We start from the raw sequence: 24,470 nt of genomic DNA, 5'->3' as shown, positions 1-24,470 counted from the left end.
ACATGAATACACGGAAAATAGAAATACTTGTCGGCCTGTTCGTTGCGTTAGGCGTGGCCGCCTTTGTAATGCTGGCACTGAAAGTGGCCAATGCAGGGATCAGCGGAAATGGCGAAACCTACACCCTGGAGGCTAAGTTCGACAATATCGGTTCACTTAAAACCCGAGCGCCTATCAAAGTCGGTGGTGTTGTTATCGGCCGCGTTGAAGGGATCCGCATTCACCCTCAAGAGTTCGTGCCGGTTGTCAGCATGAGCATCGACAGTCACTATGAATGTCAGTTCTCAGATACCACCTCGGTCTCTATCCTGACGTCAGGCATTCTGGGTGAGCAATATCTGGGTATTTCTCCGGTGATTGCGTCAAAGTCTGCCAAGCAGAACTGTCTGGGGCAAGAAGTGGTGAGTAATGATGAGCTTGATCTGGGTGAGCTATTTGGCGTTGAAAGCGCGGCACTCAAAGATGGTGACATGATCACTGATACTAAGTCGGCTCTGGTTCTGGAAGAACTGATTGGCCAATTCCTGTTTAATCAAAGTAGTGAGTAATACCATGATGGCGAAAGTTTTGGGTTTCTTCGCAAGTGTTTTTCTGATTGTACTTGCCAGCACTGTGTCTGCCAGTGAAGTGGACATGACCAACCCTTACACTATGGTGCAACAAGTCGCAGATAACACCTTTAAACGTGTGACCAAAGATCAGAAAATGATCGCGCAGGACAAAGAGCATCTGCGGGTGATCGTTGAAGAAGAGCTGCTGCCGTATATTGATTATAAATATGCCGCCTATCGTGTGCTGGGCAGCCATATTCAGAAAGTCCGTAATATTGAAGACAAAGAAGAAAAGCGTCAGGCCATTGAGCACATTCGCACTTTCATTGATGTCTTTAAGTCTTACCTGGTTGCAACCTATGCTGGTGTGTTCACGCAGTACACCGATCAGACCGTTGAGTTTGAACCGGCGCGTGATGCCGATGGTGACAAAATCGCCATAGTCAAAACCAAGATTGTCGAAGCGGGTAAACCGGATATCAAGATCGATTTTAAAGTGCGCCGCGACAGCAATGGGCAGTGGCGAGCTTTTGACATGATGGCAGAAGGGATCAGCTTGCTCGATGCCAAACAATCTGAGCTGCACGGTATTTTACGTCAGCAGGGGATTGAACGTGTGATTGAGTTACTGGACAAGAAAAGCAAACTGCCAGTGCAGTTTCGAGGTGACGACGGCAATGCCTAATTTGCAACTTACCAAGCCCTCGGCCGACACTGTCGCGGTCGTTGGCGAGCTCACACGAGATAGCCTGACAAATGAATCGCTTCTTAACCAGTTGCTAGAAAATGCGCAGTCAGTCCTGTATTTTGACCTTTCTGAGGTATCCAGGGTTGACACCGCGGGCTTAGCTTGGTTAATTCACTCTTTAGGCAAATTAAAACAGCAAGACGTCCGTCTTGAGTTAAAAAATGTGCCTGACCAGCTACAAAATCTGATGGCGCTGGGTCAGGTCAGTAACCTATTTGAGTGAGTCCAATGGAAACAAACCAAGTCGAAGCTTTACTACAAGAAGCGCTGAAACTTGACGAAGTCAAAGTTAAATCAGAAGGCAGTCATTACGAAGTCATCGCAGTAGGCGGCTGCTTTGAAGATTTGCGCCGGGTTAAGCGCGAGCAAATGGTCTATGCTCCGCTGATGGAAGTGATTAAAGATGGCACTATCCACGCCGTCAGCATTAAAGCCTTTACGCCAACTGAGTGGCAACGCGAGCGCAAATTTATCTTACCTCAATAATCTGGAGCCACAATGGATCAGTTTGTTATCCAAGGTGGCACCACTTTAAACGGTGAAGTCACTATTTCCGGGGCTAAAAATGCAGCCCTGCCAATTCTGTTTGCGGCGATTCTGGCCGATGGAAAAAGCACATTCAGTAATGTACCCAGACTCAGGGATATAGGGACTACAGAAGCCTTATTACGCACTTTAGGTGCAGAGGTAAACTGGCGCGGTCAGCTGTTAGAGATCGATGGTGCCAAGGTCGATAAAGTACTGGCGCCTTACGAGCTGGTTAAGCAGATGCGTGCATCAGTGCTGGCGTTAGGGCCGCTGGTTGCACGATTTGGTAAAGCGCAGGTGTCGTTGCCGGGAGGCTGTGCCATCGGTGCGCGTCCGGTTGACCTGCATATTGCCGGGCTTGAAAAAATGGGTGCAACCATCCGTGTCGAAAACGGCTACATTAATGCCCATGTTGAACAGGGTAAGCGCTTGCATGGCGCCGAAATCTTCATGGAAACCGTATCCGTTGGCGCAACCGAAAACCTCTTGATGGCGGCCACTTTGGCAGACGGTAAAACGGTGCTGGAAAACGCAGCGCGCGAGCCTGAAATCGTCAATCTGGCAGAGTGTCTGGTTGCCATGGGCGCGAAGATCTCGGGTGCCGGCTCCAGTCGTATTGAAATAGAAGGGGTCGATGTTCTGCGTGGGTGTGAGCACAAGATCCTCCCGGACAGAATAGAAACCGGTACCTTTTTAGTTGCGGCAGCCATGAGCCAGGGTGAAGTCTTGTGTAAAAATACAGACTACCACAGCCTGGAGCCGGTATTAGACAAGCTGCGCGATGCCAATGCCTTGGTAGAGGTAGCGCAGGACAGCATTTTTGTCAGTATGCGGGGCCGTGAGCTTCAGGGTGTGAATATTAAAACTATGCCGCATCCTGGATTTCCGACCGATATGCAGGCGCAGTTTACCGCACTGAATGTGGTGGCCAATGGCAGCGCGACCATTACCGAAACGATTTTTGAAAATCGCTTTATGCACGTGCCTGAGTTGCAGCGTATGGGGGCCAATATTCGTCTTGAGGGCAATACGGCCTACTGTGGTGAAACCGAGTTCTTATCTGGTGCTCAGGTGATGGCAACTGACTTGCGGGCATCGGCCAGTCTGATCTTGACTGGTATTGTTGCCAGTGGTGAGACGGTGGTTGATCGCATTTACCATGTTGACCGGGGTTATCAGCGTATTGAGGATAAGCTCAGTAAGCTGGGCGCGAAGATTAAGCGCCGCCACAATTAAAAAATGACACCGAATAAAAAAGCGAGCTGAGCTCGCTTTTTTATTGCTTCAATTTATTGCCGGGCTAATAAATTGGCGTTTCCAGCTCAGCCACTTCCACCATAAAGGTTAGGTGACGATTGCCCCGGTAGACTTCAAACTCCAGCTGGGTTCCCGGTGCTGTGTTGCCTATCTTACGCAGGGTCTGCTGTGGGTTTTTCACGGGCTCACCGGCTACTTTGGTGACAATGTCATTTTCCTTCATACCAGCTTGCCAGGCCGGACCCAGTGGGTCGAGATCGCTGATCCGTAAGCCGACTATGGTGGTGTACACATTGGTGACTTCCTGCCCGGTATTGTCGACCGGAGTGCCTCTGAATCCCAGGTAACCGCGGATCACCCGGCCATCTTTGATCAGTTTAGCCATCACGTCTTTGGCCAGAGAGTAGGGCACGGCAAACGAAATACCCTGGATATCAATATTGTATCGGGCTCTGAATTGGGCCGATGTAATCCCCACCAGATCGCCATTGGAGTTCACCAGTGCGCCGCCTGAGTTGCCCATGTTCACCGCAGCGTCCATTTGCAGCAGGCTATTATACTGGCTGTCTGTCAGGGTCTGCTTGCCAGTGGCACTGATGATCCCCTGAGTGATGGTTTGTCCCAGGTTCAGCGGATTGCCAATGGCCAACACCACATCACCCACCTGTGGGCTAAAGGTATCGTCAACCGGGATCACGGGAAGGTGTTCAGCCTTGATTTTTAACAGCGCCAGATCGGTGATGGTGTCATATCCCACCAACTGTACTTCGTTAAATAACCGGCCATCCGGCAGCAGTACAATGATTTGGTCGGCATTATTGACGACATGATAGTTTGTCAGGATATAGCCTTCACGGCTCATGATCACACCGGAACCCAGCTCCTGAACCGTATTTTGTCGTTTGAATCTCGGCTGATTGCTAAAGCTTTCTGAAAAAATCGACACCACAGCCGGGGCTGCGCGGTTAACGCCAGACGCAAAGCTCATATGCTGAGCGGTGTAATGGCTTTTCAGTTCAAGGCGCAGGGCATTTTGCCGCAACTCGGGTGTGAACCAGATAATAATCAATGCCAGGCCTAAGCCAATAAAGACTGGCGGGATAATGAGCTTGAGTAATTTAAACACGGTTATTTTTGTCTAGTTATCGGTGTAGAACGTAATGATGGCATAATTGATACCAATCTGCATTAATGCGCGACTCAAAGAAGTGGGTAGATATAAAAACACAGCGACCATGGCCGCTGTGTTTTTGTTTGCTCAAATTAAATCAGGTGCGTGTTGCGGGTTACTGAATGAGATAAAACACCGAGTCGCGTCCGCGTTTAATACCCAGAACAATATTACCCTGAATGTCGTCAATCAAGCGCTTCATGTCTCGCACAGAGGTAACACGCTGACGGTTGACCTGCATAATGACATCCCCTTCTTGCAAACCAACCCGGGCAGCGGGTGAGCGCTCTTCTACAGAGACGACCACAATGCCCTGATTGCCATTACGCTCGCCGCTCTCAAGTACCGCGCCTTGAAGGCTAGGGTGAATGCGATCGGCTTCGGCACGTTGCTCGCTCTGACCTTTTAATTCGACATTAAGCGTACGTGTGTCTCCGTCGCGATAAATCTCGATTTTGACTTTTTTGCCTTCGCCCAGCGTTGCTATCTTGCCGCGTAATTCCTCAAAGCTCTCTATCTTGTCGCCATTGAGCGCAACTATCACGTCATTCGCTTTAATACCGGCTTCATCTGCTGCTGAGTCTTTAACCACTTCCTGTACAAAGGCACCTTGCTTAACATCAAAACCCTGTGCTTTGGCAAGGCCCGCATCAAGCGTTCGACCCCGGATCCCCAGTGAGCCACGACGTACCTGACCGTATTCAATGATCTGGTCGACCAGGTTTTTCATCATGTTTGAGGGAATGGCAAATCCGATCCCGACGTTACCGCCCGAAGCACCGAGGATAGCGGTATTGATCCCGATAAGTTCACCACGCAAGTTGACCAGTGCGCCACCTGAGTTACCCTGGTTAATGGCAGCATCGGTCTGGATAAAGTCTTCATACCCTTCAATGTTAAGGCCACTGCGGCCCAGCGCACTGACAATCCCTGAGGTCACAGTGTGGCTCAGGCCAAATGGGTTACCAATGGCGACCGAGAAGTCACCCACTCTGAGCTGATCAGAGTCTGCCAATTTCACGGCAGTGAGATCTTCGCCCTCGATTTGCAGTAACGCGATGTCAGATTCTTTGTCTGCACCAACCAGCTCTGCTTTAAACTCCCGGCCATCTTTTAAGGTGACCACGATATTGTCTGCCTCATCGATAACGTGGTTGTTGGTGACCACGTACCCTTCGTCTGCATCAATGATGACACCAGACCCTAAGCCACTGAAAGGGCGTTTCTGAGAGCGTGGGGCAGGGTTACCAAAAAAGAAATCAAATGGATCAACGCGTCGGCGTACTTCTTTTGCGCCCGAGACCTGAATACTGACCACCCCGGGGGTGACCTTTTCCAGCATCGGAGCCAGGGTAGGCAGCTGCTGGCCATCCACGGCGACAGGCAAGCGCGCATGGCTGGTTTCGGGTAATAAGAATAAGCTTGAAGAAAGTAGCGCTGCGGTAAGTAATGATAATTTCAGTTTCATAGTCGTGGAATTCTCCTGGAAACAGCGTTAGTCCGTTGGGCGACGCGCGTTCGCGCATCACCCATTATTCAATTGCTATTTCTACAGACTATGGGGTCAAAAAAAAGTTCATCAAGAGGCTTTTAATTGCTCACTTTGTGACCCTTCTCCTTTGAACAGGCCGCTTTCTCCCTCAACGTAATCACTTGGTGGTGCGTCGTGGGTGTGCTCACTGGCGCGGCGTTTTTCATCACGCATGTGCAGAGAAGCATGCAGCTGCTCGGTGGTTTCTTTAGAGAAGAAAGGTTCACTGGGCAGTGGTTTGTCCTGGCTGAGGAGCTGTTTGCCTTCTTCAAAGTGGCGGTTCAGCAGGGTGTAGTTTTCCTCCAGCTTGGCCATCAATTTTTTGCTGTCTGCCAGATGATCACTGACATCCTGGCGATATTGTTCCAATGCATGCTGCGCTTCTTGCGCTTGTTGTTCCAGTTCATCATGCTTGAAGCGTTTTTTAGTCAGTAATGTGCCCGCGAAGAAAGCAGCGATTGCGACTATTACAAGGATCCCGAACCAGGCGATTGTTGTCATAAAGTACTCCTGTTGATGGTGTCACCTGATGGCACACCGAATGCAAAAAAATAATCGACTTCGATAGCTTAAATATACGCTGAGTTTCGATGCGTGTTAATATAGCGGGTAAATAAAACTGCTCTTCGACAATAAAAAAGATGATGACGCCCTGGGAAAAGTACCAACAAGACTTACAGCGTGATGATTTTCACTATGACAGCGCACAGGAAAATGCCGTCAGGCACCTGCAAAGATTGTATGACGACCTGGTCAATCAAGTGCCGGTCAAAAAAAGCCTGCTGGGTAGCCTGTTTGGCCTGAAGAAAACGCCTCAGCCCAAAGTCAAAGGGCTTTATTTCTGGGGTGGGGTGGGCCGTGGCAAAACCTATCTGGTAGATACGTTTTATGAAGCACTGCCAACTGAACGTAAAATGCGAGTGCATTTCCACCGTTTTATGCACCGTGTGCACGATGAGCTAAAAAAACTCAAGGAAGTGAAAAACCCGCTGGAAGTTGTTGCGGATATTTTTAAGGCTGAGACGGATATCATCTGTTTTGATGAGTTTTTTGTCCAGGACATTACCGACGCCATGTTGCTGGGCGGTTTGATGGAAGCCTTGTTTGAACGAGGCATCGTGCTGGTCGCCACGTCCAATATCATTCCGGACGAACTCTATCGCAATGGTTTGCAGCGCGCGCGCTTTTTACCGGCCATTGCACTGGTGAATGAAAACACCGACGTGGTCAATGTGGATTCGGGGATCGACTATCGTCTGCGTACCTTAGAGCAGGCCGAAATATTCCACAGCCCGCTGGGCAAAGAAGCCGATGACAATCTGTTTGAGTACTTCGATAAGCTCTCGCCTGAACCCGGTAAACTGAACGAGCCAATTGAGATTGAAGGGCGCCTGATCCAGACTCGTAAAGTATCTGACTGCATTGTCATGTTTGACTTTAGTGCCTTGTGCGAAACCGCACGCTCTCAGGTCGATTACATGGAGATCAGCCGATTGTATAACACCGTTATCTTATCGGATGTAAAACAGATGGGGCAGAACAACGATGATGCGGCAAGACGCTTTATTGCGCTGGTTGATGAATTCTATGAGCGCAATGTGACCTTAATCATTTCGGCAGAAGCACCGATTACAGAGCTGTATACCGACGGTACACTGAACTTTGAGTTTAAACGCTGTATCAGCCGCTTACAGGAAATGCAGTCGCTGGAGTATCTCGCCCGTGAGCACCTTGCATAATGCGTACATAATGTATGCATAACCCATGCATTGTGCCTTAAAACTGGCAATTCACACCTATTTCAGAGAATGGCATGTTTTTTGTGGAAAAAACAGCCATCCCCTAGCATCGTGGCAAAACCCTTGCTATAATCCGCGGCCTGCCACGTTGCGTTACTATTGCCCTCGTCGGCTTAGCCACTGACTTGAGCGGCAAAAAAGTCTTAAACTCGAAGGGGTTAAAGCACCAAAAAGTAGAGCGGTAGTCATTCGGACTACCTGTGGTTTTAACTGAAAACTTTGGATTTTTATAATGAAAACGTTTGTTGCTAAACCAGAAACTGTAAAACGTGACTGGTACGTAGTTGACGCTGAAGGTAAAACTTTAGGTCGCATTGCTACTGAAATCGCTTCTCGCCTACGCGGTAAGCATAAAGCTGAGTACACTCCACATGTTGACACTGGTGATTACATCATCGTTATCAACGCTGAGAAAGTTACTGTAACTGGTAACAAAGCTCAGGACAAAATGTACTATGCACACTCTGGTTACCCAGGTGGCCTTAAATCTGTAAACTTCGAGAAGCTTCAAGCTAAAAAGCCTGAAATGATCATCGAAAAAGCAGTTAAAGGCATGTTACCTCGCGGTCCTCTGGGTCGTGAAATGTTCCGTAAACTGAAAGTTTACGCTGGTAACGAGCATAACCACGCGGCTCAACAGCCTCAGGTTCTAGACATTTAAGGAGCACTACTCATGGCAAATCAATACTACGGTACAGGTCGTCGTAAAAGTTCAAGTGCTCGCGTATTCCTACGCCCAGGCACTGGCAACATCGTAATTAATCAGCGTTCTATCGAAGAGTACTTCGGTCGTGAAACTTCTCGCATGGTTGTTCGTCAGCCGCTTGAGCTAGTTGAAATGACAGAAAAGTTTGACCTATACATCACTGTTGCAGGTGGTGGTTCAACTGGTCAAGCTGGTGCTATCCGTCACGGTATCACTCGTGCACTAATGGAGTTTGACGAGTCACTACGTCCAACTCTGCGTAAAGCTGGCTTTGTTACTCGCGATGCTCGTCAAGTTGAGCGTAAGAAAGTTGGTCTTAAGAAAGCACGTAAGAAGACTCAGTTCTCAAAACGTTAATTTATTACGTTTCAGAATTGCAAAACCCAGCCTCGTGCTGGGTTTTTTGTGTCTGGTAATATGTAAAACAGCACACTTTTCACTGTCTATTTTTTTCCTCGCTCCCTGATCCAACCCCTCGACCAGATTTATGGTCAAAAAAGTTCAATAATTATAATAATTAGTCGAGTTCGGACGATATCTCAGCGCATTTTTTTGCTACAATTGCGGGGCAAGTAATGAGTCGCGAAAACACTGGTTAAATTTTGATAGCTCGCCTGCAGGGCTTGATCTTAGTCAGTGAAAGGTCGCGTATGACGTTTTATCATAGTAAATCGGCTTCATGCTCGAAGTAACCAATCCCCTAATATTCGTGGGTTTATTCGGGCATGGTGCTGGAATAACCTTGTTTTAATCAAGGGATTTATTTATGATCGCGTCTATTTTGTAGTTTCTTAAAATTAACCTGCTGTAACTGATGTTCTCAATATAGCAAGTGTTGAGAATCATAGTGGAGATAAGTGGATGAGCAATGCGCCTGTAGACAACAGCCGACGTCGCTTCTTAACTATCGCAACCTCTGTCGTAGGTGGCGCTGGTGCGGTTGGAGCTGCTGTTCCTTTTATTGCGTCTTGGAATCCGAGTGAGCGAGCTAAATCTGCAGGTGCGCCTGTAGAAGTAGATATCAGCAAGCTTGAGCCTGGACAATTGATTCGTGTTGAGTGGCGAGGCAAACCTGTATGGGTTGTGTATCGTACGCCTGCGATGTTGGATGAAATGAAAAAACACGAAGCTAACCTTCGTGATCCTAACTCAGAAGAGCCACAACAGCTCGACTCTGCCAAAAACCCTCACCGTTCTAAGCGTCCTGAGATTTTTGTCGCAGTCGGTATTTGTACTCACTTAGGTTGTTCTCCGTCATTCCTCAATGGTGGCTTTGGTGAAAAGGTTGAAGGTACTGAACATGGTTTCTTCTGTCCTTGTCACGGTTCTAAGTTCGATATGGCCGGCCGGGTATTCCAGGCTGTACCAGCTCCGTTGAACCTGGAGATCCCGCCGTATACCTTTATTGACGACACTACCATTTTGGTAGGTGAAGAAGAAGGGGTTGCATAATGACTGCGAAGGTTGATAAGCCAGGCGCAATCGGCGCTGTGATAAACTGGATTGACGATCGTATTCCTATGACGCGTGTCTGGAATATGCATATCGCGCAATACCCAGCACCTAAAAACTTTAACTTCTGGTACCTGTTTGGCTCGCTGGCCATTTTGGTACTGGTTAATCAGATCCTGACCGGTATCTGGCTGACAATGAACTATGTTCCTTCAGGCGAAGGCGCATTTGCTTCAATTGAATACATCATGCGTGATGTAGAGTACGGTTGGTTACTTCGTTATTTGCATTCGACCGGTGCGTCGGCATTCTTCATAGTGGTTTATTTGCACATGTTCCGTGGCATGATCTACGGCTCTTATCAGAAGCCGCGTGAATTGCTGTGGGTATTCGGTATGCTGATCTTCCTGGCACTGATGGCTGAAGCGTTCATGGGTTACTTACTACCTTGGGGTCAAATGTCATTCTGGGGTGCACAGGTAATCATTTCACTGTTTGGTGCAATCCCGGTGATTGGTGATGACCTGACTCTGTGGATCCGTGGTGACTACGTAATCTCAGGCGCAACCCTGAACCGTTTCTTTGCATTGCACGTAATCGCATTGCCACTGGTACTGGTTATTCTGGTATTCCTACACATTGTTGCGCTACATGAAGTGGGTTCTAACAACCCAGACGGTATCGACATCAAGCGTAAAAAAGGCACTGTTGCTGAAGAAGACAAGCCTAAATTCAAGTTCCATGAGTACTACACGAGTAAGAAAGACATCGTTGATGCGATCCCTTTCCACCCGTATTACACCGTTAAAGATATTCTGGGTGTTGCTGGCTTCTTAATCCTGTTCTGCTGGGTGGTATTCTTTATGCCTGAAATGAACGGTTTCTTCTTAGAAGCGCCTAACTTTGAAGCGGCTAACCCGCTGAAAACACCAGAGCATATCTTCCCAGTTTGGTACTTCACGCCTTTCTACGCCATTCTGCGTGCGATTCCTGACAAGCTGTTAGGGGTTATCGCTATGGGTGTGTCTATCGTGATGCTGGCATTACTGCCTTGGTTAGACCGTGGTAAGGTTCGTTCAATCCGCTACCGTAGTGGTATCCACAAGCTGAACATTGCTCAGTTCGTTGTTACCTTCTTCATCCTGGGTTGGGCTGGTGCAACACCACAAACTGTGACTTCAACAATCCTGTCACAGATTTGTACGGTAACCTACTTCATGTTCTTCGTACTGCTGTTTGTGTACTCGAAGAATGAAACTACTAAGCCATTGCCAACGAGGTTGACGAAATGATGAAAAAGCTACTAATTGGTTTATTCGCATTGCTGCCTACCTTTGCAATGGCAGCGGGTCCGTCGGTTCCACTACTGGAAGCGAACAACGACCTGACTGACAATGCGTCATTGCAGCGCGGTGCTAAGTTGTTCATGAACTACTGCCTGGGTTGTCACCAGATGCAGTATCAACGTTATGAGCGTACTTTCCGTGATATCGGTATTCCGGTTGAAATTGGTAAAGAAACCCTTATTTTTGATGATTCAAAAGTCGGTGGTCACATCCTTAACGCCATGGATACTGATGATGCTGCAAAATGGTTCGGTGCTGCGCCACCAGATCTGACTTTGGTTTCGCGTGTACGTGGCGCTGACTGGGTATATACTTACCTGAAGTCGTTCTACGTAGACGAAAGCCGTCCGTTTGGTGTAAACAACTCAGTGTTCCCACTGGTTGGTATGCCACACGTACTGCAGGAGCTACAAGGTGTGCCCACTGCTGAATTTGAAGAAGTGGAAGAGCACGGCGTAAAAGTTCGGAAAGTGAAAAGCATTACAACAGACGGCTCGGGTGAGCTAAGTGCGGATGAATATGATCAGGCGGTTCGCGACCTGACTAACTTCCTGGCTTATGTTGGTGAACCTTCACGCCTGCAATCAGAAGCTCTGGGTATTAAGGTACTTGGCTTCCTGGTTATCTTCTTCATTCTGGCATTCCTGCTGAAGAAAGAATACTGGAGAGATGTCCATTAATCTGGACACTTACCAGCAATTGATGCAATAGGGGCTTTAGCCCCTATTGCTGTTTTTATCGATTTTATTACATAAAATTGGTATTAAAGTGATGTTATTACTTTGTCATTAATTTATGGAGGTAGGCATGGCCGTTGCTGCCAATAAGCGCCCTGTTATGACTCTTTTCTCCGGTGCAAACTGTATGTACAGCCATCAGGTTCGTATCGTATTGGCCGAGAAAGGGGTAAGTGTCGATATTCATCTGGCTGAAAAGGACAACTTGCCAGAGGCACTGCATGAGATTAACCCTTATGGTACAGTTCCCACTCTGATCGACAGAGAGCTTGGTCTGTATCAGGCAAATATCATAATGGAATACCTAGATGAGCGTTTTCCTCATCCTCCATTAATGCCTGTCTACCCTGTTATGCGTGGTCGCAGCCGTTTGATGATGCATCGTATCGAAACTGACTGGTACAGCCTGGCAGAAAAAATCACCCAAGGTGGTGGTGATGCCGAGCAGGCACGCAAAGAGCTGACAGAAGCGCTGCTTGCGATTGCCCCTATTTTCAGTGAAGCACCTTACTTCATGAGTGAAGAGTTCAGCCTGGTTGATTGCTACCTGGCTCCACTATTGTGGCGTTTGCCGCAACTTGGCATTGATTTGTCAGGTGCCGGTGCAAAAGAGCTCAAAGAATACATGCTGCGTTTGTTTGAGCGCGATTCATTCCAGGCTTCACTGACTGAAGCCGAGCGTGAGATCCGCAGCTAATGACTTCGAATCGCCCCTACCTATTACGTGCTTTCTACGACTGGATTGTAGATAACCAGTGCACACCACATATTGTGGTCGATGCTGAGTATCCGGCAGTTGAAGTGCCACGTCAGTTTGTTCAGCAGGGGCAGATTGTGCTGAATGTGAGTCCTTCAGCAGCTGCTAACTTTTTAATGGACAATGACGCACTGAGCTTTAATGCGCGTTTCTCTGGTCAGCCCATGCAGGTTTATGTTCCCATTGGTGCTGTACTGGCGATTTATGCGCGTGAAAATGGCGAAGGTACAATCTTCTCTGAGTCGGACCATCCACAGGATGATGAACACTTAGAGGAGCCTGCTCAGACTGAGGTGACAGAGGAACCTGCTGAAACTCCTTCAGCAGACAAAGAAACGCCTGAAAAAGCGAAGAAAGCCTCTCACCTGAGAGTGATAAAGTAGCACGTCAGACAACAAAAAAACCTGCCTTCTGGCAGGTTTTTTTATATACATAGTTATTAACTATTACAAGATTTCGAATGCTTTAACGACTTTCAGTACGCCGTGTACATTGCGGGCAATATCCACCGCTCGTTCTGCTTCATCCTGATTGACCAGGCCCATCAGAAAGACCTCGCTGTTTTCTGTGACCACCTTAATATTGCCACCATCAATGTGGTCATCGGCAATCAACTTGGTTTTGACTTTGGTGGTCAGCCAGCTGTCGTTGGTTTGTGTGGTAATGCCGATGTTGCTGCCGATCCGCAGCTGGTTATAAATACGTTTAATGCCCTGTACGCCCTTGAGGGTGTTATGAGCTTGCTGTTTCATTTCGACGGTACTGACCTGGCCGACCATCAGTACGTGGCCGTTGACACTGACCAAGCTGATATTGGCGTGATTGGCCAGCGCGGGAATACGTTTGAGTGCCAGTGTGCCTTTGATTTCGATATTGTTATCGTCAATTTGTGAGCCCAAAGTCCGTCTGTCATTGGCCGAGGTAACGGCACCAGCGGTCCCGGCAACCACAGCTGCAGCGCAGCCCTGGATCAGTAATACGGAGCAAAGTATCAGTGCAGGTCGTTTTAACATCTTTTATGCGTCCTGTGGAAAGAGAATATTGTCAATGAGCTGGCTCAGACAGTGTACGGTAAACAGGTGGGTTTCCAGAATGCGACTGGCCCGTTTGCTGGGCACGCGTATCTCTACATCATTCGGGCCCAGCAAGCCTGTCAGTTCGCCACCATCGTCACCAATCAATGCAATAACATTGAGATCACTGGTCAGCGCCGCTTCAACCGCACTGATCACACTCTTTTCGTGTCCGTCAATGGCCACAACAAAGAGTAAGTCATTTTGATTGGAGATAGCGCGTACCTGACGGGCGAAGTAATCTGCACCCTGGCTTTCGTCGCCATTGCTGAGGTTGATCTGCGTCTGACTCAGGGTCAGTGCAGGAAGGCAAGGGCGCTCTGTTTCAAAGTAGTTCACCAGCAGGTTACTGAAGTGCTCTGCAATCATGTGGCAGCTGGGCACACCGCAGCAGATCAGTTTATTGCCATTGATCAGACATTGCGCAATGGCATAAGCCGTCGACTCCAAGACCTCAGGCAGTGCTTCACCTGCGGCAATTTGTGCTTGAATACTTTCGGTAAAGATCTCTTTTATTGATTCTTGCATACTAAGTAATATTTCTAATCCATTGGATATCTGGGTTTTTATCGCCTTGAATTGCCACAAAGTCTACTCGTACAGGGACATTGTGCAACGCAGATTGTTGCAGATAATTATATATACTGCGACGTAGTTTTTGTAACTTACTTTGACTCAGTGCCTGTATTGCACCACCAAAGCCGCCGCCACGACGAAATTTGACCTCGACAAATACCCAGGTTTCACCTTCTTTCATGATCAGGTCTATTTCACCATAGCGGCACAGGTAGTTGCGCGCCATGGCTTTAAGACCCTGTTTCTTGAGATAAGTTTCAGCAACCTCTTCATAGTGCTGACCTTTCTCCCGGCTATGACTGAATAGCTTGCCGAACATCGTCTACCTTTGTGCCTGATAATCTTCATACAGCTGTTTCATAAACAGCGGCGTAGGCGGGCGCTGATCTAAACTGACCAGGCGGATCTGGTTTTTATGATACTGTGCCCAGCTGAGCTGACGATTAATACGGTTGGCTTCCTTAATGGTGAGCGCGCCGGTCAGGCCATCAAATTCTTTGCCAGGTATTTTGCTTAACTGTTTTATTTCCGGGATCAGATTCAGCGCGTCATAGGCCATGGCAAACAGGCGCTGTTCAATATCCGATTGCTCGGGCCACAACTGAGTATGTTGTTCGCGCAAGCTTTGCGATTTAACCGCGCCGGGCAGCATCCAGGGCACTTCGGTGAAAAACAGGCCTTCCAGATCGCCTTTGTCTGTTTTATCTATCTGCTTGCTGTAACTGCGCGAGCTGGCATAGAGCGGGATCCGATCGGCAAAGGTACTGACATTGACGTCCAAATACGGTTTAAGCAGGCGGGTTTCGATGGCATCTCCGAGGATATAAATGGCGTCGATATCACGGCGAGAGCGGGTTTCGCTTTCCAGCTCTTTACGAAACATACGCTTAATCGTATTGATCCGTTGTTTGGAGCTGTCGACCTCGAGTAGCTGGCCAACCACTTCGGCCATGTTTTCACTGTCAGAGTAAAAGCCCACTTCAGGGCGGGTTTCACTGTAACGCTGCCACTGAGCTTCAAAGTGGCTGATAAGGCGTTTACCGGAAGCCGTATCCGGGGCCAGCAGCATAGGTTTTTGATAGCCCTTCGCGAGGAAATGCACCATTGCCTGTTCCACTTCATGCTCGGGATCTAACGCAAAGTAATAATGATTGGGGTTGCCAAGCGCAGCGGGCATATCCAGTGTATTTAAAAACAGTGCCGGTGTTGTCGCTAAATAGGTACTTTCAGTGAGTTTTTCGACATTGCTTTTAAGGAGTGGGCCAATGACAAACTCGGCCTGACTTTGCCCAAGCTCCCTGTCTATCTGTGCCACATCCAGGGTTTCGTCAATAAAGAAAATTTCTTCAACCCGATTGCTATCCATCGCCGCGAGAAAACCGTTTTTAAGGGCTCTGCCCAGGCGCTCACTGCTGCCCGAGGTAGGCAACAGTACAGCAATGCGGGTGACATCATACGGTGCAAGATCCAAAGTGGTTTTCACTTCCGTCGGGATGATTTCACTGCCCGGGTGACTGGTATAGCGGCGTTGCCAGTTATTTAGCGCCTGATGAAGCTGCACCGTCGAGCCCAGGTAAATCTGATGATATTTGGCCAGCTTAACCCAGCCCTGCTGGATCACCGTGCCGCGATCAAAACGCTCCAGTGCATACGACGACAGCTGTTGCAGTGCCTGCCAGATATCCTGGTTGAGACCTGCAATGTTTAATTGATGTTTATTGGCCAGATCCGCACTGTTAAAGTAATGCACCAGTGCTTTTTTGGGAAGCTGTTGAGCGGCATATACGCTGCCCATCAGGTACTGATGCCAGGCCTGATGGTCAGGCAGCTTTAGTTTGCTTTCTAAGGATTGCAGTAACGCCAGCGCACTGCTGTATTTTTGCTGTTGCTGACGGGCAAGCGCGGTATACAGCTTGTTTTGTACATGGTCGACACTGGCCTTGCTTTCGAGTTCACTGCAGGCTTTTTCCAGAATGGGCCAGTTTTGCTCGTCAATAGCGGCCTGTCTTGCCAGATACAGCAACTGAATTTTACTTGCGCCTTGTTTACGATTCGCTTTATCAAACAAGCCCTGCGCATCCAGTTGTTCGGCTGGTGCGGTGGTGGTTGTCGCTAATGTCTGTTTGTCTTGTGTTGATGCCGTTTTAGGGGTTGTACCGCAGGCCGATAACCCCGACAATACCGCAATCACTAGACTTATATTTTTCAGTCGCACTCGCAAACCTTTACTCATACCTTTTGTTTGTGGATATCTTACTGACTGACCCTGGAGAGCTCAATGACAAATGCCGAAATCTCAGACAAAATTGGCACCCTGTATATCGTTGCCACACCCATAGGCAATTTAGAAGACATCAGTGAACGTGCGCTGAAAGTGCTGGCAGACGTCGACTTAGTGGCTGCTGAGGACACGCGTCACACAGGTAAATTATTGAGCCATTTCAGCATAAAAGCAAAAACCTTTGCGCTGCACGACCATAACGAAAAACAAAAGGCGCAGCAGATCCTAACTTGGCTGGAGCAGGGTATGGACATCGCGCTGGTATCCGATGCCGGCACACCGCTTATTAGCGATCCAGGCTACGCTGTAGTGAACCTATGCCGCGAAGCCGGCGCTCAGGTCACGCCTGTGCCTGGTGCTTGTGCCGCAATTGCTGCGGTAAGCTGCTCAGGGTTACCAACCGATCGCTTTCAGTTTATCGGTTTTACACCGGCTAAAAGCCAAGCCCGTCAGAGCTTCTTTAAGGAAGCGCATGAGTCCGGCATCACCAGCATTATGTACGAAAGCACCCACCGTATTATGGCCAGCCTGGCTGACTTGCAAACGGCACTGGGTGAGCAACAGCAGGTGGTGTTCGCCAAAGAGCTGACCAAAACCTATGAAACCTTTTTCAGCGGACCCGTCTGTGAGCTGATCGCCTTTCTTGAAAACGAACCTGAACGCCAGCGGGGTGAGCTGGTGCTGATGCTGCCGGGCAAAATTCAGGTGAGCAGCGAAATGACGCCGGAAGCCAAACAGTTGATAGGTCTGCTGGAAGGGGAAATGCCGCTGAAAAAAGCCTGTGGCATTGCCGCCGAGTACTTCGGATTGAAGAAAAACGCCCTGTATAAAGCGATTATTGCCGAGCGTGAAGGAGAATAAACTCAAATAACGTAAATTGATGCTGCGTTTTTTGGTAAAGGTGCGTATAATCGCCCGCCTGAGTCAGCCGGATAATCGCTGCCTGTGACGAAAATGATCAGGGGGAGGAAAGTCCGGGCTCCATTGGGCAGGGTGCCAGCTAACGGCTGGGGGGCGTGAGCCTACGACAAGTGCAGCAGAGAGAAGACCGCCTAAGTTCTTCGGAACCGGTAAGGGTGAAAGGGTGCGGTAAGAGCGCACCGGACCACTGGTAACAGTTGGTTGCAAGGTAAACTCCACCCGGAGCAAGACCAAATAGGGTTCCATCTTTTTAATAAGAACGTGTGGCCCGCACGGGAACCGGGTAGGTTGCTCGAGCTTGGGAGCGATCCCAAGCCTAGACGAATGATTATCGATCTCCCTCGGGAGAGAACAGAACCCGGCTTACAGGCTGACTCACCCCATTTTAATTCCAGCGCTTAACAAAGCTAGTTAGGCGCTGGAAAATACTTCCTCATTTCACTTCTCTGGTTAACAAACAATTCTGTTGCTCTTTCAGAGCATGTTCAGCGAGTTAGAGCGATAACGCATGTACACTTTGATATATAAAAGCATCATTAAATTTTCTTTTATGTAACTTGTGTTGTTGTATTGTTTTTGGTGTTATTTTTATGAAGTTTTTTATAATTAATGTATTTCATAAGGGTAATCTATGAAACTTTTCACTACGTTTTTTGTTGTACTATCCCTTTTGTTGTTCAACGGCGTTTTAGCAAAGTAGGTTAACTTTCAGGGTCAAAAAGAAAGCTTCCTAAAAGTTAAAGCACTTGACTACAAGTTTGACATGGAGATCAACGGCAACAGTGTTGGAAAAGCATCTGCTAAACTGGCTATTGGCGTGCCAGGCACCATTACATTTATGGATGAGCACAAAAATGAAACCTATCGCGTGAGACTGACAGCCGCACTCCATGATCACAAAGCGGGTGTGTTTCCCATGATCAGCCACTCCGTTCAGGAGAATATTGGTGGGAGCTGGGTTGAGCTATTAACTTCTGATATTTCCTACTTCGAGAATAAAGAGGGTTCAATGACTCTATCGGGTCAAAATGCTTCTGAAGTATCTATTAAAGGAAAGGCTCGTACCATTACTATAGACAAAATCCTAGTCCAAAAGTTAACGAGTATGGATTGTAGCGAAAAACCACAGCTGAACGATGCCGATGTGAGTTCTATCGGCACGATGGCATCTTCTAGTGATTGTTGCAGTGGTAAGTGTTCTACAGGGCAATATTTTAAATGTTGTGGTGCAGTTTCTTGTTGCGGTTGTGACACGGGCTGTTGTAGCACAATGTTATAAACATACTCAGTTTAATTTTTAATAAGATCTGCAATACTTAAAGCGGCTCGTTTTTTAAGCGAGTCGCTTTTCTATTTTTCAGCTATTGACTCTCAGTCCGCCAGCAGCAACTCCACCACTTCTTTTCGGGATGTAAGCTGCTTGATCAGCAAGATCTGCTCATCGTTGACGGCCGAAATACGGACAATATCATTTGCCACTGTGGTTAAGATCTTAAAGTTACCGCTGTGCAGATCGTAAGACCACAATTGTGCGTTTTCATTGATCCCGTACAGGGTATTGCCAAAGGCCGTAAAGCGCCGCTCGCTGCCCTGATCCAGAAGTGGCTCAATCAACTCGTCTTCAACCGAACCGGATCGCCAGAAGCGATCCATATGATCGGTGTAAACCAGGCTACCGTCTGCGGTTTTGAGCGCCCAGGTGACCTCGCGGTCGTTCAGAACACGTATGGCTGAGTTTGTCAGGTTCAGCTCGGCAAATGTGAGCACGCCATTTATTTTGAGCTGGGCAAGTGCCGTCTGAGAGTGGCTGTCCCAGTAAAACAATTGCTCTACCGGGTGCGCCAGGGTAATGGCGTGCGCAGTGCCATCCAGCGCGAACTTCACCAATGCTTTGTCGGCGTTAGTTAAAAGCTCAGTGCCATCGGCTGACCAGTGAGTTTCATATAAAAAGGTATCCATTGGGAAGTTACTGAGCTGGCGGGGCACTTGCCCGTCGCTGAGCCAGATCTGCATTTGTCCGGAGCGCGCTGAGTTAAAGGCGAGCAGGTTACCACCCGGCTGAAACACCGCATTACTTTCTTCTTTGGTGGAGCGCTCAAGGATTGTCGCTTGCGACGTTTGTAGCGAGGCTTCATTGCCAAACGGTATAGTCAAAATATCACTGTCATATTGCCCCTTGATCACCAGCATACGGTTACCATCGGGATGAAACACGGGTGAACCCATAGGTTCATCAACTGGCAGGGTCACGGGGCTGACTTGTCCCTGATAGGTCAGGGTATATAACTGGCGACCGGTGCTGAAGGCCAATTGGTTCTCATAGGGCGAAAAATTGGGGTAGACGGGCCTGAAACGGGCTATGGTATTTGGGTAGTGTATACGGTGACTGGATACCAGCTCACCATCGGGCCTCAGCATATCCAGATAATAGTGCTCTCCCTCACCAAGGTGCACGACTGCCAGCAGGCCGTCTTTACGGGAATAATCATAGCTGATGATGTCGCCGTCGCTTACCTCATACAGAGGCACACTGGTGTTATCTGTCATTGAGTAGCGGATCAGTTTCCAGCGCTCATCCGTTTTTTGTAGCAGTGCAATATGCTCGCTGTCGAGCCATTGTGGCTCTCTTATCTGTGAATTTTTACATTCCAGTACTCGAGTTGGGGTTTGCGGTGTTTGCAGCGCTTTATTGAAATCCAGCGTCATCAGGTGATAACAGAGTTTCTGGGTGACGGGTTGCACACAGGTTGAGGTCTGCACGAATGCCAGGGTTTTGCCATCGGGTGAAAACTGATGCTGCCCGTTGATATCCAGATTGTTCGTCAGGCGAAACTCCTGTTGGGTGTCGATGCGCTTTGCCCAGATGCTGTTACGGCACAGTTCAGTCGAAAAACGATGGAATACGATATATTCGCCATCGGGTGAGTAAACCCCGGCCACTTCGCGATTATCGGTGGCTGTGAGGGGGCGAAATTCGCTGATGGTCAGCTGTTCGCTTGAACTTGGCTCAAACAATACCGAAGCCGCGAGACCGACAATAAAAAAGGCCGCCGCAAACAGGGCAAATCCGAATTGCGAGCGGGAGCGTATTTGCGCGGGCGCAGGTGTGTGGCTTGGTTCGGGATGAGTGTCTTCTGTGTACTGTGCCGGTGCTGCGCTTGGCGGCTGGGTTTGCCAGCGTACGTCACACTCCAGGCTATAGCCCTGCTTGGCGTGGGTTTTAATAAAATGCTGCTCTTTGCCATCATCACCCAGTGCTTTTCTTAACTGAGCAATGCAGCGTTGCAAAGTATTAGGCGAGACGATGGTATCCTGCCAGACTGCATCCAGTATTGCGTCCTGACTGATCACCTGGCCCTGCTGCTGAGCCAGCACGGTCAGTACCGACAGTGCTTTGGGTGCTAAAGTTTTGACCTCTTGGTTTACGGTGATTTGGTTACGCGATAAGTCTACAAAAAACTCACCAACCCAGTATTGCTGTGTCATAACATCCCTAGTGCGCTCGGCGCTTTCTGCACCTGTACCAAATCCTTACAGTGAAATTTTATGTAGGGTTTTGATAGTAATGCTTTTTATAGTTTACAGATTAAAGTCAGCGAGAAGTCACTATAAAGCCCAGTTTTAATTTTTGAAACGATTAAGGTTAAGGCTTATCTATCCGCTTACATGGAGAATATATGATGAAGTCTGAATTACCAACGTTACTTTTTCCTATTGTTACCCTGTTGCTGTGCAGCAACAGCCATGCTCAAGGTGTGCTGCCCGGATTGACCGGCCCTTATCTGGGCCAAAACCCTCCCGGACTCACGCCCGAAGTGTTTGCCCCTGGGTTAGTGTCGACGCCCGATTGGGGAGATGCGGTGCATTTTGCGCCGGATAAAGAGGTGCTTTATGTGTCCCGGTGGCGGATAAACAAAGGCCAGCGTGAAACGGCGTCCGTGGTATTCAAAAGAGCTGCCGAAGGCTGGCAAAAAGTCGTGACCAAGCAAACCGGTCGTGCGCCATATTACAGCCCGGATGGTCAAAGGGTGTTTTACGGCAAGCAATATAAAACGCGGACTTCAGACGGGTGGTCTGAAATGAAAAAGCTTGGCCCCGCATTTGATGAAATCCCTATGATGGGCCTTAAAATGTCGCGCAAGGGCACGCTAGTGTTCGACGAGTTTACCCGCGACGGCAATGGCGTATTAAGGTATGCAAGCTGGGATAAGGGTGAATGGCAGACGCCAAAAGCATTCAGTAAGGCAATTAATACCGGCAAGTGGAATGCCCACCCGTTTATCGCGCCCGACGAGTCTTATGTTATGTGGGATGGTGAGCGGGAGCAGGGGTTTGGCAGCTCCGATCTTTATATCAGTTTCCGCCAGCCTGATGGTGCCTGGGGTGAGGCGATTAACCTGGGTGAGCGGGTCAATACCGCCGCCGAAGAAGGGGGGCCTCAGGTGACGCCAGATGGTAAATACTTATTTTTCAACAGAATGGTTAAGCCTAAAGGAGAAGCAGGCGAAGCGCAGTCCGACTTGTTCTGGGTCGATGCAAAAATCATCGACGACCTCAGGCCCGTTTATTGAGGTTTTGAGCATCCAGCTCTGCATAAGCGATGACGCCCACCAGGGGCTGTGATGTCATGCATTTATAACCAGAAGTAAAAGATATTTGACACTGGTTTGAATTTTGACCAGTATAAAGTCAAATAATTTTTACTTTGAGTTAAGGATGGTAGTCATGACAAGCAATGAAAAATTGAAAGTGCTCAAGGCGCTGCTCGACTCGCTGAGCTTTCGGGATCTGACTTTGAGCTTAGATCTTTTGGTAACCGGTGCTGTGGTCTATTTCTACGCCTCCAGTCTGATGATGGCTACAGCAGAACAGCTCGCCAGTGGGGTCTGGATATCTCAACTGCTCGTCAAAGTTGTGGGAATTTCGATTGCTTTGTCTATTGCCAGTCAGCTACTGCTGGAGCTGGTCAGTGATGGCGAAGTCGATCAGCCTATGGATGAACGAGAAAAACAGGTGTCGCTGGTGGGCAATAAATATGCGTTATGGACGCTTCAGGCCGGGGTCTGTTTTGCGATTGGACAATATGCTTTTGAGCAAAACGGTATGGGGTTTGCCGAGCATGTGCCGTTGCCGTTTTTCACGTTACACATCATGGTTGGCGCCTTTTTGCTGGCGGAACTAGTCAATTACGCAACTCAGCTGATCAGAAACCGCATGGTGACACCTTATGGCTGAGTGCACTATCAAAAATCAAATCAGAACTTTGAGGTTTATGGCGGGTGAGATGACCCAAAAGGAACTGGCAGAGCGCGTTGGTGTTACCCGGCAAACCATCATGGCAATTGAGGCGGCAAAATATTCTCCGTCACTGGAAGTGGCTTTTAAAATTGCTCGGGTATTTGGCGAACCCCTGGAAGCGGTCTTTCAGTATACGGGAAATGAGCTCGGCTAGTGAGCCTGGCACTTAAATTGCTTTTAATTGTGAAATTAGAAAGACCAATTGCGGGCTTGCTGGGTTTATCGCAGAGCTAACTCGCGTTGATCTCAGTGAAATGGAAGGACATCTAAATGAACGCAATTAATGCAAATACAGGCGCCAGTGCCGCCAGTCAGGTCTACACAACACGTACGGGTTACACCACCAACGAGCAAACCGCTGCGGATACAGCAAAAAGCGATACCGTCACACTCAGTGACACAGCCCGGCAAGCGGAAAATAAGTGGCAAGCACTTGCAGCCAAGTACGATGTGCACAATATGTCGGCAGGTGACATGCGCAGTTTATCCAGAGAACTGTTTGATGGCGGGCTTATCGGCACAGGTGAAATGATGGCAATAGGCGCCCCTACCTCGATGCATGAAGATCCGTTCGAGAAACACGATCTCCTGAGTGATATGCGTCATACCTACCAGCTGTCCTCTGCCATGGGAGGGCATAGTAAAGAATCCAGTGAGTTGTATCTAAAAGCAATCGATGTCCTTGAGCAGCTGAGTAAGACACGCAGTGCGCAAATGGTTTAACTCTTGTTTTTTCCTTTTGATTTAATTGCTTTTTAATTGTTTCAGCGAAACATCAGGCAAACTTCATGTTATACCCGGTGAACTCCTTAAACTGAGTGATATCAGTGATCGCGGCTTAGCCAAAGGAGTTTTACTATGAAGCCAATCATGTTACTGATGGTGCTGGTGTCAGCATCATTAATGAGTACAGAGAACCAGGCCAAATCGACTTTAGACGCACCTACCGGACCCTATCTGGGGCAAAAAAAACCGGGAGGTGTACCGCAAGTGTTTGCCCCCGGATTAGTCTCTACCATGCACCGGGATTATAATGCCTTCTTCTCGCCCGATATGACGGAGTTCTACTTCACCCGCAGAGATAAGGATACCGGTAAATGGACCTTAATGTCTTATATCCAGCGTAACAATCAATGGCATGAGCAGATGATTGGCCCGCGAGTGGGGCGGCCTTTTCTGGCACCGGACGGAAAAACCATGCATTTAGGAAAATACTATATGGAACGTACTGCCTGTGGCTGGGGGTCGTTGCAGGTGCTCGGCCCGATGTTTGACCGGGATGACTGGGGGATCATGCGCCTGACTTCGTCCAGCAAAGGTACTTATATTCTGGACGATTATAAAAGTGGGGATGTCATTCGTATTTCTGAGGTGCGCAACGGCCAGCGGCAGGCGCCTGTGGTACTTGGCCCTGAGGTCAATACCGGCAAATACAATGCACATCCGTTTATTGCGTCTGATGACTCTTATATTATCTGGGATGGTCAGCGGGAAGACGGGTATGGCTACAGTGATTTGTATATCAGTTTTCGGCAAACAGACGGCAGCTGGGGTAAGGCCATCAACTTAGGTCCTCAAGTGAATACGCCGGGCCGGGAAGCTTCAGCCACTGTAACGCCCGATGGTAAGTATCTTTTCTTTAACCGCGATGCCGGCTTGGCAGAAGGGGATATTTATTGGGTGGATGCTCAGGTGATCGAGTCGCTTCGCCCAGAGAAAGGATGACCCCGCCAGAGTG

At 48.5% G+C, this 24,470-nt stretch carries 28 protein-coding genes and 1 other RNA gene; 21 read left to right on the top strand and 8 right to left on the bottom strand.

All coding sequences use genetic code 11. The annotated features are described in order from the left end of the window. Positions 1-2 precede the first annotated feature (2 nt). The 5 genes from mlaD to murA are packed head-to-tail and all read left to right on the top strand — an operon-like array spanning position 3 to position 3,063. Positions 3-548: an outer membrane lipid asymmetry maintenance protein MlaD gene (gene mlaD, locus L1285_RS05485; RefSeq protein ID WP_046005326.1), complete on the top strand. Its 546-nt coding sequence runs from the start codon at positions 3-5 to the stop codon at positions 546-548. A 4-nt stretch (positions 549-552) separates the two neighbouring features. Next, positions 553-1,236, top strand: coding sequence for an MlaC/ttg2D family ABC transporter substrate-binding protein (locus L1285_RS05480; RefSeq protein WP_442960472.1), 684 nt, complete (start codon positions 553-555; stop codon positions 1,234-1,236). Next, positions 1,229-1,522: an STAS domain-containing protein gene (locus L1285_RS05475; RefSeq protein WP_125716830.1), complete on the top strand. Its 294-nt coding sequence runs from the start codon at positions 1,229-1,231 to the stop codon at positions 1,520-1,522. Before L1285_RS05480 ends, L1285_RS05475 begins: the two co-directional genes overlap by 8 nt. 5 nt (positions 1,523-1,527) lie before the next feature. Continuing rightward, positions 1,528-1,785 (top strand): BolA family protein, encoded by a 258-nt coding sequence (locus L1285_RS05470; protein ID WP_046005329.1) that lies wholly within the window; start codon positions 1,528-1,530, stop codon positions 1,783-1,785. Positions 1,786-1,797: 12 nt separating this feature from the next. Further along, positions 1,798-3,063 (top strand): UDP-N-acetylglucosamine 1-carboxyvinyltransferase, encoded by a 1,266-nt coding sequence (gene murA / locus L1285_RS05465; protein ID WP_235411284.1) that lies wholly within the window; start codon positions 1,798-1,800, stop codon positions 3,061-3,063. 64 nt (positions 3,064-3,127) lie between these two features. Here the strand turns inward: murA and L1285_RS05460 are convergent, their stop codons facing one another. The 3 genes from L1285_RS05460 to L1285_RS05450 form a co-directional block, all read right to left on the bottom strand. Further along, complete coding sequence (locus L1285_RS05460) at positions 3,128-4,210, bottom strand: trypsin-like peptidase domain-containing protein (RefSeq protein WP_235411283.1); 1,083 nt, start codon at positions 4,208-4,210, stop codon at positions 3,128-3,130. A gap of 160 nt (positions 4,211-4,370) precedes the next feature. Then, positions 4,371-5,723 (bottom strand): DegQ family serine endoprotease, encoded by a 1,353-nt coding sequence (locus L1285_RS05455; protein WP_235411282.1) that lies wholly within the window; start codon positions 5,721-5,723, stop codon positions 4,371-4,373. A gap of 111 nt (positions 5,724-5,834) precedes the next feature. Next, positions 5,835-6,287 carry a YhcB family protein gene (locus L1285_RS05450; RefSeq protein WP_235411281.1) on the bottom strand — a complete coding sequence of 151 codons (453 nt, stop codon included), beginning with the start codon at positions 6,285-6,287 and terminating at the stop codon, positions 5,835-5,837. Positions 6,288-6,430: 143 nt separating this feature from the next. On the opposite strand from L1285_RS05450, the gene zapE reads away from it, so the two are divergent. The 8 genes from zapE to L1285_RS05410 all read left to right on the top strand — a co-directional run bounded on the left by zapE (position 6,431) and on the right by L1285_RS05410 (position 12,966). Next, positions 6,431-7,525 (top strand): cell division protein ZapE, encoded by a 1,095-nt coding sequence (zapE, locus tag L1285_RS05445; protein WP_235411325.1) that lies wholly within the window; start codon positions 6,431-6,433, stop codon positions 7,523-7,525. 292 nt (positions 7,526-7,817) lie between these two features. Further along, positions 7,818-8,246 carry a 50S ribosomal protein L13 gene (rplM, locus tag L1285_RS05440; protein WP_010386604.1) on the top strand — a complete coding sequence of 143 codons (429 nt, stop codon included), beginning with the start codon at positions 7,818-7,820 and terminating at the stop codon, positions 8,244-8,246. Positions 8,247-8,258: 12 nt separating this feature from the next. Continuing rightward, positions 8,259-8,648 carry a 30S ribosomal protein S9 gene (rpsI, locus tag L1285_RS05435; RefSeq protein WP_046005335.1) on the top strand — a complete coding sequence of 130 codons (390 nt, stop codon included), beginning with the start codon at positions 8,259-8,261 and terminating at the stop codon, positions 8,646-8,648. A 504-nt stretch (positions 8,649-9,152) separates the two neighbouring features. Continuing rightward, complete coding sequence (gene petA / locus L1285_RS05430) at positions 9,153-9,743, top strand: ubiquinol-cytochrome c reductase iron-sulfur subunit (RefSeq protein ID WP_046005336.1); 591 nt, start codon at positions 9,153-9,155, stop codon at positions 9,741-9,743. Further along, positions 9,743-11,035 carry a cytochrome b gene (locus tag L1285_RS05425; RefSeq protein WP_046005337.1) on the top strand — a complete coding sequence of 431 codons (1,293 nt, stop codon included), beginning with the start codon at positions 9,743-9,745 and terminating at the stop codon, positions 11,033-11,035. Before petA ends, L1285_RS05425 begins: the two co-directional genes overlap by 1 nt. Further along, positions 11,032-11,769, top strand: a complete 738-nt coding sequence (locus L1285_RS05420; RefSeq protein ID WP_235411280.1) for a cytochrome c1 — start codon at positions 11,032-11,034, stop codon at positions 11,767-11,769. The genes L1285_RS05425 and L1285_RS05420 overlap by 4 nt, the downstream gene beginning before the upstream one ends. Before the next feature lie 127 nt (positions 11,770-11,896). Then, positions 11,897-12,523: a stringent starvation protein SspA gene (gene sspA / locus L1285_RS05415; protein ID WP_046005339.1), complete on the top strand. Its 627-nt coding sequence runs from the start codon at positions 11,897-11,899 to the stop codon at positions 12,521-12,523. Continuing rightward, the gene (locus L1285_RS05410; RefSeq protein WP_235411279.1) at positions 12,523-12,966 is read left to right on the top strand and encodes a ClpXP protease specificity-enhancing factor; all 444 of its coding nucleotides are present in this window, start codon (positions 12,523-12,525) and stop codon (positions 12,964-12,966) included. Before sspA ends, L1285_RS05410 begins: the two co-directional genes overlap by 1 nt. A gap of 63 nt (positions 12,967-13,029) precedes the next feature. Here the strand turns inward: L1285_RS05410 and dolP are convergent, their stop codons facing one another. Genes dolP through L1285_RS05390 form a run of 4 tightly spaced genes read right to left on the bottom strand, consistent with a single transcriptional unit; the run spans position 13,030 to position 16,447 of the window. Further along, positions 13,030-13,596, bottom strand: a complete 567-nt coding sequence (gene dolP / locus L1285_RS05405; RefSeq protein ID WP_046005341.1) for a division/outer membrane stress-associated lipid-binding lipoprotein — start codon at positions 13,594-13,596, stop codon at positions 13,030-13,032. 3 nt (positions 13,597-13,599) lie between these two features. Continuing rightward, positions 13,600-14,184 carry an SIS domain-containing protein gene (locus tag L1285_RS05400; RefSeq protein WP_046005342.1) on the bottom strand — a complete coding sequence of 195 codons (585 nt, stop codon included), beginning with the start codon at positions 14,182-14,184 and terminating at the stop codon, positions 13,600-13,602. A gap of 1 nt (position 14,185) precedes the next feature. Further along, positions 14,186-14,551 (bottom strand): YraN family protein, encoded by a 366-nt coding sequence (locus tag L1285_RS05395; protein ID WP_235411278.1) that lies wholly within the window; start codon positions 14,549-14,551, stop codon positions 14,186-14,188. A gap of 3 nt (positions 14,552-14,554) precedes the next feature. Then, positions 14,555-16,447: a penicillin-binding protein activator gene (locus L1285_RS05390; protein ID WP_235411277.1), complete on the bottom strand. Its 1,893-nt coding sequence runs from the start codon at positions 16,445-16,447 to the stop codon at positions 14,555-14,557. 63 nt (positions 16,448-16,510) lie between these two features. Here L1285_RS05390 and rsmI point away from each other — a divergent pair, with 63 nt between their 5' ends. The 3 genes from rsmI to L1285_RS05375 all read left to right on the top strand — a co-directional run bounded on the left by rsmI (position 16,511) and on the right by L1285_RS05375 (position 18,713). Beyond that, positions 16,511-17,374 (top strand): 16S rRNA (cytidine(1402)-2'-O)-methyltransferase, encoded by an 864-nt coding sequence (gene rsmI / locus L1285_RS05385; RefSeq protein WP_235411276.1) that lies wholly within the window; start codon positions 16,511-16,513, stop codon positions 17,372-17,374. Between the two features lie 59 nt (positions 17,375-17,433). Continuing rightward, positions 17,434-17,816, top strand: an RNA gene (rnpB, locus tag L1285_RS05380) — RNase P RNA component class A. Between the two features lie 381 nt (positions 17,817-18,197). Continuing rightward, entirely contained in the window at positions 18,198-18,713 is a 516-nt protein-coding gene (locus L1285_RS05375; RefSeq protein ID WP_235411275.1) for a hypothetical protein, read from the top strand. Positions 18,714-18,805: 92 nt separating this feature from the next. Here L1285_RS05375 and L1285_RS05370 read toward each other — a convergent pair whose 3' ends face one another. Further along, the gene (locus L1285_RS05370; RefSeq protein ID WP_235411274.1) at positions 18,806-20,920 is read right to left on the bottom strand and encodes a winged helix-turn-helix domain-containing protein; all 2,115 of its coding nucleotides are present in this window, start codon (positions 20,918-20,920) and stop codon (positions 18,806-18,808) included. Between the two features lie 191 nt (positions 20,921-21,111). Between L1285_RS05370 and L1285_RS05365 the strand changes: the two genes are divergently transcribed. The 5 genes from L1285_RS05365 (at position 21,112) to L1285_RS05345 (ending at position 24,457) form a co-directional block, all read left to right on the top strand. Continuing rightward, positions 21,112-22,005 carry a hypothetical protein gene (locus L1285_RS05365; RefSeq protein ID WP_235411273.1) on the top strand — a complete coding sequence of 298 codons (894 nt, stop codon included), beginning with the start codon at positions 21,112-21,114 and terminating at the stop codon, positions 22,003-22,005. 154 nt (positions 22,006-22,159) lie between these two features. Beyond that, positions 22,160-22,669 carry a hypothetical protein gene (locus L1285_RS05360; RefSeq protein WP_235411272.1) on the top strand — a complete coding sequence of 170 codons (510 nt, stop codon included), beginning with the start codon at positions 22,160-22,162 and terminating at the stop codon, positions 22,667-22,669. Continuing rightward, the gene (locus L1285_RS05355) at positions 22,662-22,886 is read left to right on the top strand and encodes a helix-turn-helix transcriptional regulator (RefSeq protein WP_046005356.1); all 225 of its coding nucleotides are present in this window, start codon (positions 22,662-22,664) and stop codon (positions 22,884-22,886) included. Before L1285_RS05360 ends, L1285_RS05355 begins: the two co-directional genes overlap by 8 nt. A gap of 116 nt (positions 22,887-23,002) precedes the next feature. Then, positions 23,003-23,455 carry a hypothetical protein gene (locus tag L1285_RS05350; protein WP_235411271.1) on the top strand — a complete coding sequence of 151 codons (453 nt, stop codon included), beginning with the start codon at positions 23,003-23,005 and terminating at the stop codon, positions 23,453-23,455. Between the two features lie 135 nt (positions 23,456-23,590). Continuing rightward, positions 23,591-24,457 carry a hypothetical protein gene (locus tag L1285_RS05345; protein WP_235411270.1) on the top strand — a complete coding sequence of 289 codons (867 nt, stop codon included), beginning with the start codon at positions 23,591-23,593 and terminating at the stop codon, positions 24,455-24,457. Positions 24,458-24,470: the final 13 nt, after the last annotated feature.

The sequence above is a fragment of the Pseudoalteromonas sp. DL2-H2.2 genome (assembly GCF_021532535.1).
GTDB lineage: Bacteria > Pseudomonadota > Gammaproteobacteria > Enterobacterales > Alteromonadaceae > Pseudoalteromonas > Pseudoalteromonas rubra_A.
This window is presented reverse-complemented; position numbering and strand designations above follow the sequence as displayed.

Coding starts and splice junctions, on each gene's coding strand:
- mlaD (WP_046005326.1), top strand. CDS start 3: ATGAATACACGGAAAATAGAAATACTTGTCGGCCTGTTCGTTGCGTTA.
- L1285_RS05480 (WP_442960472.1), top strand. CDS start 553: ATGATGGCGAAAGTTTTGGGTTTCTTCGCAAGTGTTTTTCTGATTGTA.
- L1285_RS05475 (WP_125716830.1), top strand. CDS start 1,229: ATGCCTAATTTGCAACTTACCAAGCCCTCGGCCGACACTGTCGCGGTC.
- L1285_RS05470 (WP_046005329.1), top strand. CDS start 1,528: ATGGAAACAAACCAAGTCGAAGCTTTACTACAAGAAGCGCTGAAACTT.
- murA (WP_235411284.1), top strand. CDS start 1,798: ATGGATCAGTTTGTTATCCAAGGTGGCACCACTTTAAACGGTGAAGTC.
- L1285_RS05455 (WP_235411282.1), bottom strand. CDS start 5,723: ATGAAACTGAAATTATCATTACTTACCGCAGCGCTACTTTCTTCAAGC.
- L1285_RS05450 (WP_235411281.1), bottom strand. CDS start 6,287: ATGACAACAATCGCCTGGTTCGGGATCCTTGTAATAGTCGCAATCGCT.
- zapE (WP_235411325.1), top strand. CDS start 6,431: ATGACGCCCTGGGAAAAGTACCAACAAGACTTACAGCGTGATGATTTT.
- rplM (WP_010386604.1), top strand. CDS start 7,818: ATGAAAACGTTTGTTGCTAAACCAGAAACTGTAAAACGTGACTGGTAC.
- rpsI (WP_046005335.1), top strand. CDS start 8,259: ATGGCAAATCAATACTACGGTACAGGTCGTCGTAAAAGTTCAAGTGCT.
- petA (WP_046005336.1), top strand. CDS start 9,153: ATGAGCAATGCGCCTGTAGACAACAGCCGACGTCGCTTCTTAACTATC.
- L1285_RS05425 (WP_046005337.1), top strand. CDS start 9,743: ATGACTGCGAAGGTTGATAAGCCAGGCGCAATCGGCGCTGTGATAAAC.
- L1285_RS05420 (WP_235411280.1), top strand. CDS start 11,032: ATGATGAAAAAGCTACTAATTGGTTTATTCGCATTGCTGCCTACCTTT.
- sspA (WP_046005339.1), top strand. CDS start 11,897: ATGGCCGTTGCTGCCAATAAGCGCCCTGTTATGACTCTTTTCTCCGGT.
- L1285_RS05410 (WP_235411279.1), top strand. CDS start 12,523: ATGACTTCGAATCGCCCCTACCTATTACGTGCTTTCTACGACTGGATT.
- dolP (WP_046005341.1), bottom strand. CDS start 13,596: ATGTTAAAACGACCTGCACTGATACTTTGCTCCGTATTACTGATCCAG.
- L1285_RS05400 (WP_046005342.1), bottom strand. CDS start 14,184: ATGCAAGAATCAATAAAAGAGATCTTTACCGAAAGTATTCAAGCACAA.
- L1285_RS05395 (WP_235411278.1), bottom strand. CDS start 14,551: ATGTTCGGCAAGCTATTCAGTCATAGCCGGGAGAAAGGTCAGCACTAT.
- rsmI (WP_235411276.1), top strand. CDS start 16,511: ATGACAAATGCCGAAATCTCAGACAAAATTGGCACCCTGTATATCGTT.
- L1285_RS05375 (WP_235411275.1), top strand. CDS start 18,198: ATGGAGATCAACGGCAACAGTGTTGGAAAAGCATCTGCTAAACTGGCT.
- L1285_RS05370 (WP_235411274.1), bottom strand. CDS start 20,920: ATGACACAGCAATACTGGGTTGGTGAGTTTTTTGTAGACTTATCGCGT.
- L1285_RS05365 (WP_235411273.1), top strand. CDS start 21,112: ATGATGAAGTCTGAATTACCAACGTTACTTTTTCCTATTGTTACCCTG.
- L1285_RS05360 (WP_235411272.1), top strand. CDS start 22,160: ATGACAAGCAATGAAAAATTGAAAGTGCTCAAGGCGCTGCTCGACTCG.
- L1285_RS05355 (WP_046005356.1), top strand. CDS start 22,662: ATGGCTGAGTGCACTATCAAAAATCAAATCAGAACTTTGAGGTTTATG.
- L1285_RS05350 (WP_235411271.1), top strand. CDS start 23,003: ATGAACGCAATTAATGCAAATACAGGCGCCAGTGCCGCCAGTCAGGTC.
- L1285_RS05345 (WP_235411270.1), top strand. CDS start 23,591: ATGAAGCCAATCATGTTACTGATGGTGCTGGTGTCAGCATCATTAATG.